This window comes from Marinimicrobium sp. C2-29, from assembly GCF_038419845.1.
Lineage (GTDB): Bacteria > Pseudomonadota > Gammaproteobacteria > Pseudomonadales > Cellvibrionaceae > Marinimicrobium.
Genome location: NZ_JBCAQT010000010.1, coordinates 122,028 through 135,608 on the forward strand (window position 1 = coordinate 122,028; position 13,581 = coordinate 135,608).

Sequence of the window (13,581 nt, forward strand, 5' to 3'; positions counted from 1 at the left end):
CGCTAATGCTCAGTGGAGCCTTCTCAGGATTTGAATTCCGCCCGGCCGCGGTAAGGCGCCGAGCCATTCAGTTCCGCTTCGATGCGCAGCAGGCGATTGTACTTGGCCACCCGGTCGGAACGGCACAGTGAGCCGGTCTTGATCTGACCGGCCGCCGTGGCCACGGCCAGGTCGGCAATGGTGGTGTCTTCGGTCTCACCGGAGCGGTGGGAGATGACCGCCGTGTAGCCGGCGTCCTGGGCCATCTTGATGGCATCCAGTGTCTCGCTCAGCGAACCAATCTGGTTGAACTTGATCAGGATGGAGTTGCCCACGCCCTTCTCGATGCCCTCTTTGAGGATCTTGGTGTTGGTGACAAACAGGTCGTCGCCCACCAGCTGGATCTTGTTCCCCAGAATCTTGGTCTGATACGCCCAGCCTTCCCAATCGCTTTCATCCAGACCGTCTTCGATGGAGATGATCGGGTAGCGGTTGCAGAGCTCGGCCAGGAAATCGGAGAATTCTTCGGCGTTGTACGTTTTGCCTTCACCGGACAGGTTGTACTTGCCGTCCTTATAGAACTCGGAGGCGGCGCAGTCCAGAGCCAGGGTCACATCGGTGCCCAGTTTGTAGCCGGCCTTCTCCACGGCCGTGGCGATCACTTCCAGAGCGCCTTCGTTGGAGGGCAGATCCGGGGCAAAACCACCCTCGTCGCCCACGGCTGTGCTCAGGCCTTTTTCGTTCAGCACTTTCTTCAGGGCGTGGAAGATTTCCGCACCGGTGCGCAGCGCTTCAGAGAAACTCTTGGCGCCGACCGGCTGGATCATGAATTCCTGGATATCGACATTGTTATCGGCGTGCTCACCACCATTGAGGATGTTCATCATGGGCACGGGCATGGAGTAGTTGCCAGTGCTGCCGTTGATGTCGGCAATGTGCTGATACAGCGGCACGTTCTTGGCAATCGCCGCCGCTTTGGCGGCAGCCAGAGAAACGGCCAGGATGGCGTTGGCGCCCAGGTTGGTCTTGTTCTCGGTTCCGTCCGCTTCCAGCATGGCCTTGTCCAGCGCTCGCTGATCGGTGGCATCTTTGCCCAGCAGCACATCACGGATGGTGGTGTTGATGTTATCGACCGCTTTGAGCACACCCTTGCCCAGGTAGCGGGATTTGTCGCCGTCGCGCAGCTCGAGCGCTTCGCGCGAACCGGTGGAGGCACCCGAGGGCGCACAGGCGGAACCGATGGCGCCGCTTTCCAGAATGACCTCGGCGCTGACGGTCGGGTTGCCCCGACTGTCCAGAACTTCAAAGGCTTTGATATCGACAATCTTGCTCATGCGTAAATCGCTCCGTTTGCGTCTGAAAGTAAATAGAAAACAGAAAGTCTGTAAACGTTATGCAACTTGAAAAAGCTACTGAATATCCAAAGGGGGAAGCTGTTTTATCACATCGTCCACCGCCTTGATCTGGGCCAGGAACGGCTCCAGTTTGTCCAGCGGCAGAGCACTGGGACCGTCGCACTTGGCGTTGTCCGGGTCCGGGTGCGCTTCCAGGAACAGGCCCGCGAGCCCCACGGCCATGCCCGCGCGCGCCAACTCGGCCACCTGGTGGCGGCGGCCTCCGGAGGCTTCGCCCAGCGGGTCGCGGCATTGCAGCGCGTGGGTAGCGTCAAAAATAATCGGGGCACCGCCACTGACCTCGCGCATGGTGCGAAAGCCGAGCATGTCCACCACCAGATTGTCGTAGCCGAAGTTACTGCCGCGCTCGCACAGAATAATCTGGTCGTTGCCGCACTCCCGGAACTTTTCCACGATGTTTTTCATCTGCCCCGGGCTCAGGAACTGGGGCTTTTTGATATTGACCACCGCCCCGGTTCTGGCCATGGCCTGAACCAGGTCTGTCTGACGGGCGAGAAACGCCGGCAGCTGGATCACATCGCACACTTCGGCGACCGGCTGGCACTGATATTGTTCGTGCACGTCGGTAATCACCGGCACGCCGAACGTCTGTTTGATCTCACTGAAAATCTTCAGACCCTCTTCCATGCCGGGGCCACGAAACGAGTGGATGGAGGAGCGGTTGGCCTTGTCGAAAGACGCCTTGAACACATAGGGGATGCCCAATTTCTCGGTCACGTTGACGTAGGCTTCAGCCACACGCATCGCCATATCCCGGGATTCCAGCACGTTCATGCCCCCGAACAGCGTGAAGGGGCGCTGGTTGCCGACACTCAAAGACCCTACTTTGATCTCTCGATCCATCACAATTCTCTCTTGTTTCAATACTGGCTCTTCTTTCAATACTGGCTCTTTCAATACGGGTTTTTAGCCTTGGGACGTCGATTTCTGCCCGGCCAGTGCCGCGCTGACAAAACTGGTGAACAGCGGATGCCCATCGCGCGGCGTGGACGTAAATTCAGGGTGGAACTGACAGGCGACAAACCAGGGATGATCCGGCAGCTCCACGACTTCAACCAGGGTATCGTCCGAGGACCAGCCACCGATGCGCAGACCCGCCTGCTGGAGGCGATCCACGTAGTTGTTGTTGACCTCGTAGCGATGCCGGTGGCGCTCGACAATCACATCCTTACCGTAAATCTCCCGGGTTTTGGAGCCGGCCACCAGCCGGCTCTCCTGCCCGCCCAGGCGCATGGTGCCACCCAGATCCGAGGCCTCGTCGCGTTTCTCGCGCCGACCGCTGGTATCCACCCACTCGGTGATCAGGCCGATCACCGGGTCCGAGGTATGCTTGTCGAATTCGGTACTGTTGGCGTGTTTGAGGCCCAGCACATTGCGCGCGAACTCAATGACCACCGACTGCATGCCAAGGCAGATGCCCAGATAGGGCACCTTGTTCTCCCGGGCATAACGCACGGCCATCAACTTGCCTTCGACGCCGCGATTGCCAAAGCCGCCGGGCACCAGCACCGCGTCCGCTTCGCGCAGGGGCGCATCGCCCTCCTGCTCAATGCGCTCGGCATCGATGTACAGCATGTTCACTTTGGTGCGGGTGTGGATGCCGGCATGGATCAGTGACTCGATCAACGATTTGTAGGCATCCAGAAGCTCCATGTATTTGCCCACCATGGCAATGGTTATTTCGTGCTCGGGGTGCAGCTTGTTGTCCACCACCCGATCCCACTCGCTCAGGTCGGCCGGGCCACAGTCGAGTTCAAACTGCTCGACGATGATATCGTCCAGCCCGAATTCATGCAGCATGCGCGGAATGGCGTAGATGGTGCCGGCATCCGGCAGCGGTACCACCGCGTGCTCGTCCACGTTGGTGAACAGAGCAATTTTGCGACGCGAATCCGCGTCCACTTCCCGCTCGGAGCGGCACAGCAGAATATTGGGCTGCAGGCCGATCGAACGCAGCTCCTTGACCGAGTGCTGGGTGGGCTTGGTTTTGGTCTCGCCGGCGGTGGCGATGTAGGGCACCAGCGTCAAGTGCATGAGCAGGGAATTCTTGGGGCCCATCTCGACTTTGAGTTGGCGCACCGCTTCGAGAAACGGTTGGGATTCGATATCGCCCACGGTACCGCCAATTTCCACCAGCGCCACATCGGCATCGCGCCCGCCTTCGAGAATGCGGCGTTTGATTTCATCGGTGATATGGGGGATGACCTGCACGGTGCCGCCCAGGTAATCACCACGGCGCTCTTTGCGCAATACGGTTTCGTACACACGACCCGTGGTGAAGTTGTTGCGGCGGGTCATCTTCGAGCGGATGAAGCGCTCATAGTGGCCCAGGTCCAGGTCGGTTTCCGCCCCGTCCTCGGTCACAAACACTTCGCCGTGCTGAAAGGGACTCATGGTGCCCGGATCCACATTGATGTAGGGATCGAGCTTCATGATGGTGACGTTCACGCCCCGAGATTCGAGAATAGCCGCCAGCGAAGCCGAGGCAATACCCTTGCCCAGAGACGAAACCACACCACCGGTTACGAATATATATCGCGTCATGTAAAACCTTGTTCAGTACAATCGAGGGACAGACAAATACCGGGGCTGAGCGCAGTGACACTGCGAAGGTATTTCTCTTCAGGACGGGGCGCCAGAGTACCAGAAAGCCCCCCATGCCTCAATCAAAAACTTCCCGGGGGCCGCCAGATCAGGCGGTGGCCCGGCTCCTCTCCACCGGCTCCAAAGCCCTGGCAGACCCACAGATCCCCGACCGCCACCAGGACATCGCCCCGGTAAACCAGAGGCACCTGCGACCGCCACCAGGGCTCCAGGTCATGCTCCTGAAGCAGCTTTTTGAGCGCTTGCGAGTGCGCCCGCCCGACCGGCTGGCACCGCTCACCCCCTTCGCGCCAACGGACTGTCAACGCCCCCAGACCCGGCCGCAGGATCGGCAGGCCCGGCCCGGCCGCCGAACCGGCCGCCCGTTCAACCTCCAGCCTTCCCCCGTCGGGCAGACTCAGGGCCTCGCCCCGGTCGGGGGTAAAGGCAAGGCCAGTGCGGGGCCGGCTGTCGGACCCCGGATCGAACCACCGGGAACTGAGCAGATACAGCCCCGAGCGAAACCGATGCAGCTCCAGCGCCTCCCACTGCACCCGGGCCCGGCTGTCCTCCCGCCCCCTGATCAGCTGCTGGTCGATCTGTTTCAGGTGTTCCCGGCCGGGCACGGGAAGCGACTTCGAGCGCAGCCAGTGGCGCAACAGGTTGTGTCGACGCGGCGGCGACAGCTCCCTCAGACGGGTGATATCCAGCACCGGTGCCAGGGTCGGACGGGAACTGACCGCCAGACACAAAGCCTGCTCCAGATCTTCCCCGGCCAGTTCCCCGAGCAACTGCTCCGATTCGGCGCACAAACGGGCCGACTCACCCCAGGCCCGGGCCAGACCGGGCCAGCGCTGGCGCAACCGGGGCATCACTTGTGCCCGCAGGAAATTCCGGTCAAATCGCTCATCGGTATTACTGTCATCCTCGACCCAGTGCAGATGATGGGCACGGGCATAGTCCTCCAGTTGAGCCCGGGTCACTCCCAGGAAGGGCCGATGCAAACGACCCCGGCCCAGAGCCCGGGAGTCGGCCATGGCCGCCAGACCGCGTGGCCCCGAGCCGCGCATCAGACGCAACAACAGGGTCTCCGCCTGATCATCCGCGTGGTGCGCGGCCAGCAGACAATGGCCGGCCGGCAGGGTCTGCTCGAAGACCCGATAGCGCGCTTCCCGCGCGGCGTCTTCCAGCCCCCGGCCTCGAGGCTCGACCTTCACCCCCACCGACTCCAGGGGCACCCCCAGATCGGCGCAGAGCGCTTCACAGGAGGCCAGCCAGTGATCGGCGTGCTCCGACAGGCCGTGATGCACATGCAGGGCCCTGATCGATGCCGGGGGCTGCGCCTGAAGCATTGCCTGTACCGTCACCAAGGCATGCAACAGCACCGTGGAATCCAGACCACCACTGAGCGCCACCCAGTAACAGGGTGCGGGCGGCAGCTTTGAGAACGCATCGGCCAGCGGCATAACTCGGTCACTTTTAAACGGATAACAGCCAGCAGACAATCAGCGGACGATTGATAAAACCCGCCGGTTCACTGACAATGAATGAAAGCCGAGATTGTCCCCGCTTCGCCGGGCGTTGTCCACGTTCGGCCGGGCACAACCTCTACCCACGACCAACCAACGACAGGATTCTCATGGCCACCACCGCCGCTTATGGCAGCTGGCGCTCGCCCATCAGCGCCCAATCCCTCACTCAGGGAAACGTTCGTCTGAGCGAACCCCGCATTGATGGAGAGAGTCTCTATTGGCTCGAGTCCCGGCCCAGCGAAAAAGGCCGCAATGCGCTGGTTCAGCTGGACCCGGACGGCGAGCGCCGCGACCGGCTCGCCGCCCCGCACAGTGTGCGCACCCGGGCGCACGAATATGGGGGCGGCAGCTACATCGTGCACGAGGGCGTCATCTACCTGGTGCTCGACAGTGATCAGCGCCTCTATCGGTTGGTGGAAGACACCCTGGAGCCGCTGAGCGACGAGGGCCCCTACCGCTACGCCGACCTCTGTGTTGACGCCCGGCGCAACCGGCTGCTGTGCGTGCGCGAGGATCATACCGATCCATCGAAGGAAGAGCGCAGCGAAATCGTCGCCCTGGCCCTGGATGGCTCCGGTGAAACCAGCGTGCTGATCAGTGGTGCCGACTTTTACAGCAACCCGCGCCTGAGCCCGGACGGGACTCAACTGAGCTGCCTGAGCTGGAACCATCCCAACATGCCCTGGGATGGCACCCACTGCCATCTCGCCGATCTGACTGAAGGCGGCGACATCGATCAGATCACCACCATCGCCGGCGGTCAGGGCGAATCCATTTTTCAGCCTCAGTGGTCCCCCGACGGGCAGCTGTATTTTGTCTCGGATCGCAACAACTGGTGGAACCTCTACCGCTGGCAGGACAACGAAGCCGAAGCGCTCTGTTATCTGGAGGCCGAGTTTGCCACTCCCCAGTGGGTGTTCGGCATGTCCACCTACGATTTTCTGGGCCCCAACACCCTGCTGTGCACCTACAGCCACGACGGCCAATGGCAACTGGCGCGCCTGGATCTCTCCCACGGCACCCTGACCGATATCGACACCGGCCTGACGGAGATAGCGTCAATCCAGTGCACCCAGGGCCGAGGGCTGTTTCTGGGCGCCAATTCCCACCAGAGCACCGGCCTCTGGGCCTTCCGGCCCGACGCCGAGGAAGCCCTGGTCGAGCTGGCGCGCTCCGCCGACAAGGATCCCGCCAGCCGCTACCTGTCCAACCCCGAGCCCATCACCTTTGAAACCAGTGATGGCGAGGAAGCCCACGGCTTTTACTACGCACCGCACAACCCCAACTACCAGGCCCCGGAGGGAGAGTTGCCGCCGTTGCTGGTAACCTGCCACGGAGGGCCCACCGGCGCCACGCAAACGGCACTCAATCTGAAGATCCAGTTCTGGACCAGCCGCGGTTTTGCGGTGCTCGACGTCAATTACCGGGGCAGCACCGGCTATGGCCGCCGCTACCGGGACCGGCTCAAGAGCAACTGGGGCATCACCGATGTGATCGATGTCTGCAGCGGTGCCGAGTACCTGGGTCAGCAGGGCCTGGCCGACCCCGAACGATGCGCCATCCGCGGCAGCAGTGCCGGCGGCTACACCGTGCTTGCGGCGCTCACCTTCCGCGATACCTTTCAGGCGGGTGCCAGTCTGTACGGCGTCGGCGACCTGGAAGCGTTGGCCCGGGACACCCACAAATTCGAGTCCCGCTACCTTGATACCCTGGTGGGCCCCTATCCCGAAGAACAGAGCCGCTACCGGGAGCGCTCACCCATTCAGCACATCGAGCAGCTGCAGTGCCCGGTGATTTTCCTCCAGGGGGAGGAAGACAGGATTGTGCCCCCCAACCAGGCTCAGGCCATGGTCGACGCCCTCACCCAAAAGGGCATTCCCAACGCCCTGGTGCTCTTCCCCGAGGAAGGGCACGGCTTCCGTCAGGGACCCAATATTGAGCGGGCCCTGGAGGCCGAGCTGTATTTCTACAGCCGGGTGTTCGGTTTTGAAGCCGCCGACGAGATCGAGCCGCTGACTATCGCCAACATTGACGGAGATTCAACGGCATGAGCCGATGGCGCCCGCCCAGACCCAAGAGCTCACCCTATATCACGCCCGCCGGTGCCCGGCGCCTGAAAGAAGAGCTGGTACAACTGTGGAAAGTGGAGCGCCCCCAGGTCACGCAGGTGGTCCACGAGGCGGCCAAGAACGGCGATCGCTCGGAAAACGGAGATTACATTTATGGTAAAAAGCGCCTGCGGGAAATCGACAGTCGTGTGCGCTTTTTAACCAAGCGCCTGGAGAGTGTCACCATTGTCGATCGCCTGCCCGAGAACCGCGACCAGGTCTTTTTTGGGGCCTGGGTGACGGTCGAAGATGAGGCGGGAGAGGAACACACTTACCAACTGGTCGGTCCGGATGAATTCGACCTGAGCCGCGGGCAGATGAGTGTGGACTCCCCCCTGGCCCGACAGCTGCTGGGCAAGCGCATTGACGATGAAATCACCCTGCGCACCCCCGAGGAGGGAGAGCAGCTCTATTGGGTCACCGGCATCGAATACCGACCTTACGAGTAGGGCCCTAAGGACTTTTTTCGGTCCGCTTCGCGTCTTCCCAGTAGCCATCCAGTTGCGCCAGCGAATGCTCCGCGAGTTGTTCGCCCGCTTGGCGTTCCACGTACCGAAACCGCCGCTCGAACTTTCGGCTGGCGCCGCGCAGGGCGGCTTCGGGGTCCAGCTTTAAGTGCCGGGCGACATTGGCCACCGCAAACAACAGATCGCCCAGCTCTTCCTGCTGCGCCTCTCTGTCGCCACTCGCCAGTGTCTCTTCCAGCTCTTTCAGCTCCTCGTGCACCTTGGCCACCGGGCCCTCGACGCCCGGCCAGTCAAAACCGACCCCGGCCGCCCGTTTCTGCAATTTGGCGGCGCGACTCAGCGCCGGCAGGTTGAGCGGGACATCGTCCAGCGCGCCGACGGCCCCTTTGTCCGCCCGCTCTTGCTGTTTGATGGCTTCCCACCGGACTTTGACTTCGTCCGGCACCGACCCCTGATCTTCCACCCGGCTCTCCAGGGTCCCATCGGGAAACACGTGGGGATGTCGACGCAGCAGCTTTTCCACCAGACCGTCCACGATACTGTGAAAATCAAAGCGTTCATCTTCCCTGCCCAGCTGACTGTAGAAAATTACCTGGAACAGCAGGTCGCCCAGCTCTTCGCGTAGGTGATCAAGGTCGCCGCGCTCGATCGCATCCACCACTTCGTAGGCCTCCTCCAGTGTGGAGGGGGCAATGCTGGCGTAGGACTGCTTCAGATCCCAGGGACAACCGGAGCCCGGCTCGCGCAAGCGGGCCATGAGATAAAGCAGATCTTCGGTGCTGTAGGGCATGGTCGACTCCCGTCGTTAGTGCTTGCGTCGGGCCGAAGCAATGTTGGGCAACTGATTGAGTCGGGTCAGTATCCGGCTCAGCTCGTCGATACTGCGTATTTCCGCCGTCACCTGCATATCCACGGTATTTTTGCGCTTGTCTGACAGGGTCTGCATGGCGCTGATATTGATGCGCTCACTGTCGAGCATGGTGGTGATATCGCGCAACAGACCGTAGCGGTCGTAGGCTTCAATGATGATGTCCACCGAGTAAGCACTCTGGGGAGTACCACCCCAGGAGACTTTGAGAATACGCTGGGGCTCATCGGCCTGTAACTGCAGGATATTGCTGCAATCCTGCCGGTGGATGGAGACCCCCTTGCCCAGGGTGATATAACCGGTGATGGCATCGCCCGGCACCGGATTACAGCAGTTGGCGATCTGGGTCAGCAGGTTGCCCACGCCCTCAATGTAAAGGTCCGAGTCTTTTTTGTGCCGGGCCGACTTGGCCTTGAACGGAATCTTGGGCTCTTCCGGGCGGGTGGTGTGCACCAGCCGCTGGGCGGCGTTGAGCACATGCCCCACGCCAATATCACTGGCCCCGACCGCCGCGTAGAGGTCGTCCAGGCTGTGCATGTTGAGCTTCCGCGCCAGCTCCTCGAAATCCAGATCCAGCAGCGCCAGGCGCTTGAACTCCCGATCCAGCAGGGCCTGCCCCTCGGCGATGTTCTGATCGCGCGCCTGCACCTTGAACCAGTGCTGGACCTTGGCCCGGGCGCGGGTGGTGTTGACGTAACCGAGCGCGGGCGAGAGCCAGTCGCGACTCGGGGCCTCGCGCTTACCGGTCAGGATTTCCACCTGGTCGGCCGTGTTCAGATGATAGTTGAGCGGCACAATGCGGTTGTTCACCTTGGCGCCGCGGCAGCGATGACCCACGTCGGTATGAATCCGGTAGGCAAAATCCAGCGGCGTGGCGGTTTTGGGAAGGTCCACCACGTGGCCCTCCGGGGTGAAGACATAGATACGATCCTGATCGACCGTCCGCAGTCCTTCACTGAGCGGCTGGCCATCGCCGCCCAGCTCATCGTGCCACTCGAGCACCTGACGGAGCCAGGCAATTTTCTGCTCGTAGCTGTCCTCGCTCGCCTGGGTATCGGTGCCCTTGTAGCGCCAGTGCGCACAGACGCCCAGCTCGGCCTCGTCGTGCATGGCAAAGGTGCGGATCTGGATTTCCAGCACCTTGTTTTCCGGCCCGATCACCGCCGTGTGCAGCGAGCGATAGCCGTTCTCCTTGGGCGAGGCGATATAGTCGTCAAATTCGTGGGGAATGTTGCGCCAGAGGCTATGGACGATGCCCAGCACGGTGTAGCACTCGCGTACCGTGGGCACGAGAATCCGAACGGCGCGAATATCGTACACCTGGGAAAAGCTGATGCCCTTGCGCTGCATTTTGCGCCAGATGCTGTAAATATGCTTGGCGCGGCCGGAGACGTCGCCCTTGATGTCGGCTGTTTCAAGCTCGCCCCGCAACAGCGTCAGGACATTGTCGATGTACTCCTGGCGTGCCAGGCGACGCTCGTCCAGAAGTTTGGCAATGCGTTTGTAGTCCAGCGGTTCAAGGTAGCGGAAGGCCAGATCCTCCAGCTCCCACTTGATATGCCCGATGCCCAACCGGTGCGCCAGCGGCGCGTAGACATCCGCCACCTCCCGGGCAACCTGGCGCCGCCGCTGGGAGCCGGCATCCTTGGCCGCACGGATGGCACAGGTCCGCTCCGCCAGTTTGATCAGGGCCACGCGCACGTCATCCACCATGGCCACCAGCATCTTGCGGATATTCTCCGCCTGCTCCTCGGACTGGCGACCAAAAACCCGCTCATCGCCATCGCCGCGCTGATAGCTGATCGCGGCCATGCGCAGCACACCCTTGATCAATTTGGCCACGGTCTCGCCAAAGTGCTTCTCCACCTCGGCCAGGCGCAACTTGTCTTCGCGCACGGCCCGGTAAAGAATCGCGGCGACCAGGGTATCCTGGTCCAGTTGCAGGTCGGCCAGCAGTTCGGCCATATCCAGACCGATGGTCAGACAACTGCTGTACTCGCCCCAGCCGTAATCCACGCTGGCGGGAACCCGGTCGGCCTCAGTGCTCAGTTCACAGGCCCGGCGCAGTTGCGTGGCACTCTCGACCGAGCGCTCGGCCGCACCGCCCAGACGCTGAATCCAGGCGTCAATATCGATATTGCCGTCTTCGGCAATGGGATGGTCTTCTCGGACTTTTACCATCGGTCTTGTTCACCCTTGGAGCTGGCACGGTCAAACGCCGGCACTCCATCCTTCTGCTCTGTGGTTAACGGCGCATCTGTGGTTAACGACGAATAAATAGCGCCATGGATTCCATATGTTCGGTGTGGGGGAACATATCCAGCACCCCCAGAGATTGCAAGTGGTATCCGGCCGCTGCCAGCTCGGCCGCATCCCGCGCCAGCGTCGCCGGGTTGCAGGACACGTAGACCACCCGGGAAGGGGACAGTTGCCCCACACCGCGAATGAGTTCGCGGGCGCCATCCCTGGGAGGATCCAGCAACAGCGCATCCACCCGACCCAGCGAGCGCTTGAACCGCTTGAGATCTGTATTGTTCAGATCCGCCGCCTCAAACCGGGCCTCCGTGAGCCCGTTGGCCCGCGCATTGTCCCGCGCACGCTCGACCATCGCCTGGCTGCCCTCCAGGCCCAATACCTGGGCACCGCGGCGCGCCAAGGGTAGCGTGAAGTTGCCGATGCCGCAAAACAGATCCAGCACCGTTTCGCCGGGCCCGACGGCGAGCCAGTCCATCGCCTGCTGAACCATACGCCGATTCACGGACGGATTCACTTGCGTAAAGTCGCCGGGATGAGACGCCAGGGTCAGCGCCTCCTCGGGCAATTCTCCATTCAACTCCCCGGACAGATCCGCAGGTAAACAATAGCTCAACCGCGGGTCGACCGGCCGGCCGGAGGAATCCAGCAACGCCGACGCCGCGCCGGGCTGGCGCCAGACCACGCACCCCTGGCCCGCTTCCAGCTGGCGCAGGCGGTCCTGATCGGCCGGGCTCAGCGGTTTTACCTCGCGCAGCACCAGAGCAGGCCCCGGTGCGCCCGTCATGGCCTCTACATGGGTGATGGCACCGCGGGTTTCAAGGGTCGTCAACCACTGCTTCAGCGGTGCCAGCAGTCGATTGAGCTCGGGGGCCAGAACGGTGCAGTGATCGATCGGGGTCAGCTCCCGTCGGCGTTTGCGCCGAAAACCGAGGATGACCTCACCGCTGCGCTCATACCAGACGCCCAGACGGGCCCGGTGACGGTAGCCTTCGCTGTCAGAGGCAATGGGGGCTACCAGATGCCCGGGCTGCAGCCTGGCGGTGCGTTGCAGCTGCTCCAGGAGGCTGGTCTGCTTGGCCTGCAGCTGGGCTTCCGGTGTCAGGTGCTGCAGCTGACAGCCGCCACACTCGTGGTAGTGACGGCAGGGAGGCGTCTGACGATCGGAGGCGGCGTTGTGATACTCCAGCGCTTCACCTTCGGCGTAGCGACTCTGGTTGCCCAGCAGCCGGACCCTGACCTGCTCTTGCGGGAGCGCGCCCTCGACAAACAGGGTCTTGCCCTCCCAGCGGGCAATTCCCCGGCCGTCGTGGCTCAGGCGCTCAATCTCGAACAGTCCGGGCAGGTCTCTCGCGGTAAAAGGCGCGGCGCGCGGGCGGCTTCCCGGACGGGACCTCCCTCCCCTGGGACGGCGGCTCATGGGCGGAACACGCCCGAGGAAAGGTAGCGGTCGCCCCGGTCACAGACGATGGCGACAATCACCGCGTTGCTCACCTCGCGGCTCAACTGCAAGGCTGCGGCCACAGATCCACCGGAGGAAACCCCGGCAAAGATGCCCTCCTCCCGGGCCAGGGCCCGCATGGTCTCTTCCGCCAACTCCTGGGGCATACCGACAATGCGATCCACCCGCGAATCGTCGTAGATTTTGGGCAGGTAGGCCTCGGGCCAGCGCCGGATACCGGGGATACTGGCGCCCTCTTCGGGCTGCAGGCCGACAATCTCAATATCGGCATTGCGCTCCTTGAAGTAGCGCGAGCAGCCCATGATGGTGCCGGTGGTTCCCATGGAGCTGATGAAGTGGGTGATGCGCCCGTCGGTCTGCTGCCAGATTTCCGGAGCGGTGGTTTCGTAGTGGGCCTGGGGGTTGGCCTGATTGGCAAACTGATCGAGCACGCGCCCTTTCCCCTCTGATTCCATCCGCAACGCCAGGTCGCGGGCGCCCTCCATGCCCTCGCTTTTGGTGACCAGGATCAGTTCGGCGCCGTAGGCGGCCATGGCGTCCTTGCGCTCCTGGGTGCTGCTCTCGGGCATGATCAGCACCATTCTGTAGCCCTTGATGGCGGCCACCATGGCCAGCGCGATGCCAGTGTTGCCACTGGTGGCTTCGATCAGGGTGTCGCCGGGTGCGATCAGACCCTGGGCCTCCGCCTGCTGGATCATCCAGAGCGCCGGCCGGTCCTTGACCGACCCGGCGGGGTTATTACCCTCGAGTTTGACCAACACCTGGTTGGAGGTTTTCCCGGGCAGGCGCTGCAGGCGCACCAGCGGGGTATTGCCAACACAGGTTTCTATCGTGGGGAAAGGGGATGACACCATAATCGAACACGCCGGAAAGAAAATGAAGCGGGACAACAGCGGCTCTCTTTCCAGGTATCC

At 62.3% G+C, this 13,581-nt stretch carries 10 protein-coding genes; 2 read left to right on the plus strand and 8 right to left on the minus strand.

Going from position 1 to position 13,581, the window contains the following annotated elements:
• Positions 1 to 23: 23 nt before the first annotated feature.
• The 4 genes from eno to tilS all read right to left on the minus strand — a co-directional run bounded on the left by eno (position 24) and on the right by tilS (position 5,443).
• Complete coding sequence (gene eno, locus AAE484_RS11365; protein ID WP_341938510.1) at positions 24 to 1,313, minus strand: phosphopyruvate hydratase; 1,290 nt, start codon at positions 1,311 to 1,313, stop codon at positions 24 to 26.
• 75 nt (positions 1,314 to 1,388) lie between these two features.
• Entirely contained in the window at positions 1,389 to 2,237 is an 849-nt protein-coding gene (gene kdsA, locus AAE484_RS11370; RefSeq protein ID WP_445928855.1) for a 3-deoxy-8-phosphooctulonate synthase, read from the minus strand.
• 63 nt (positions 2,238 to 2,300) lie between these two features.
• Entirely contained in the window at positions 2,301 to 3,938 is a 1,638-nt protein-coding gene (locus AAE484_RS11375; RefSeq protein ID WP_341938512.1) for a CTP synthase, read from the minus strand.
• Between the two features lie 122 nt (positions 3,939 to 4,060).
• Positions 4,061 to 5,443 (minus strand): tRNA lysidine(34) synthetase TilS, encoded by a 1,383-nt coding sequence (tilS, locus tag AAE484_RS11380; protein WP_341938513.1) that lies wholly within the window; start codon positions 5,441 to 5,443, stop codon positions 4,061 to 4,063.
• A 173-nt stretch (positions 5,444 to 5,616) separates the two neighbouring features.
• Here tilS and AAE484_RS11385 point away from each other — a divergent pair, with 173 nt between their 5' ends.
• Positions 5,617 to 7,560 carry a S9 family peptidase gene (locus tag AAE484_RS11385; protein ID WP_341938514.1) on the plus strand — a complete coding sequence of 648 codons (1,944 nt, stop codon included), beginning with the start codon at positions 5,617 to 5,619 and terminating at the stop codon, positions 7,558 to 7,560.
• Positions 7,557 to 8,066 (plus strand): transcription elongation factor GreB, encoded by a 510-nt coding sequence (greB, locus tag AAE484_RS11390; RefSeq protein WP_341938515.1) that lies wholly within the window; start codon positions 7,557 to 7,559, stop codon positions 8,064 to 8,066. Before AAE484_RS11385 ends, greB begins: the two co-directional genes overlap by 4 nt.
• Before the next feature lie 4 nt (positions 8,067 to 8,070).
• Here greB and mazG read toward each other — a convergent pair whose 3' ends face one another.
• The 4 genes from mazG to cysM all read right to left on the minus strand — a co-directional run bounded on the left by mazG (position 8,071) and on the right by cysM (position 13,521).
• Positions 8,071 to 8,874, minus strand: coding sequence for a nucleoside triphosphate pyrophosphohydrolase (mazG, locus tag AAE484_RS11395; RefSeq protein ID WP_341938516.1), 804 nt, complete (start codon positions 8,872 to 8,874; stop codon positions 8,071 to 8,073).
• Between the two features lie 15 nt (positions 8,875 to 8,889).
• Positions 8,890 to 11,133, minus strand: coding sequence for a GTP diphosphokinase (gene relA / locus AAE484_RS11400; protein WP_341938517.1), 2,244 nt, complete (start codon positions 11,131 to 11,133; stop codon positions 8,890 to 8,892).
• A gap of 82 nt (positions 11,134 to 11,215) precedes the next feature.
• Positions 11,216 to 12,625 (minus strand): 23S rRNA (uracil(1939)-C(5))-methyltransferase RlmD, encoded by a 1,410-nt coding sequence (gene rlmD, locus AAE484_RS11405; protein WP_341938518.1) that lies wholly within the window; start codon positions 12,623 to 12,625, stop codon positions 11,216 to 11,218.
• Entirely contained in the window at positions 12,622 to 13,521 is a 900-nt protein-coding gene (gene cysM / locus AAE484_RS11410; RefSeq protein ID WP_445928854.1) for a cysteine synthase CysM, read from the minus strand. The genes rlmD and cysM overlap by 4 nt, the downstream gene beginning before the upstream one ends.
• Positions 13,522 to 13,581: the final 60 nt, after the last annotated feature.

Coding starts and splice junctions, on each gene's coding strand:
- rlmD (WP_341938518.1), bottom strand. CDS start 12,625: ATGAGCCGCCGTCCCAGGGGAGGGAGGTCCCGTCCGGGAAGCCGCCCG.
- mazG (WP_341938516.1), bottom strand. CDS start 8,874: ATGCCCTACAGCACCGAAGATCTGCTTTATCTCATGGCCCGCTTGCGC.
- cysM (WP_445928854.1), bottom strand. CDS start 13,521: ATGGTGTCATCCCCTTTCCCCACGATAGAAACCTGTGTTGGCAATACC.
- eno (WP_341938510.1), bottom strand. CDS start 1,313: ATGAGCAAGATTGTCGATATCAAAGCCTTTGAAGTTCTGGACAGTCGG.
- relA (WP_341938517.1), bottom strand. CDS start 11,133: ATGGTAAAAGTCCGAGAAGACCATCCCATTGCCGAAGACGGCAATATC.
- AAE484_RS11385 (WP_341938514.1), top strand. CDS start 5,617: ATGGCCACCACCGCCGCTTATGGCAGCTGGCGCTCGCCCATCAGCGCC.
- greB (WP_341938515.1), top strand. CDS start 7,557: ATGAGCCGATGGCGCCCGCCCAGACCCAAGAGCTCACCCTATATCACG.
- tilS (WP_341938513.1), bottom strand. CDS start 5,443: ATGCCGCTGGCCGATGCGTTCTCAAAGCTGCCGCCCGCACCCTGTTAC.
- kdsA (WP_445928855.1), bottom strand. CDS start 2,237: ATGGATCGAGAGATCAAAGTAGGGTCTTTGAGTGTCGGCAACCAGCGC.
- AAE484_RS11375 (WP_341938512.1), bottom strand. CDS start 3,938: ATGACGCGATATATATTCGTAACCGGTGGTGTGGTTTCGTCTCTGGGC.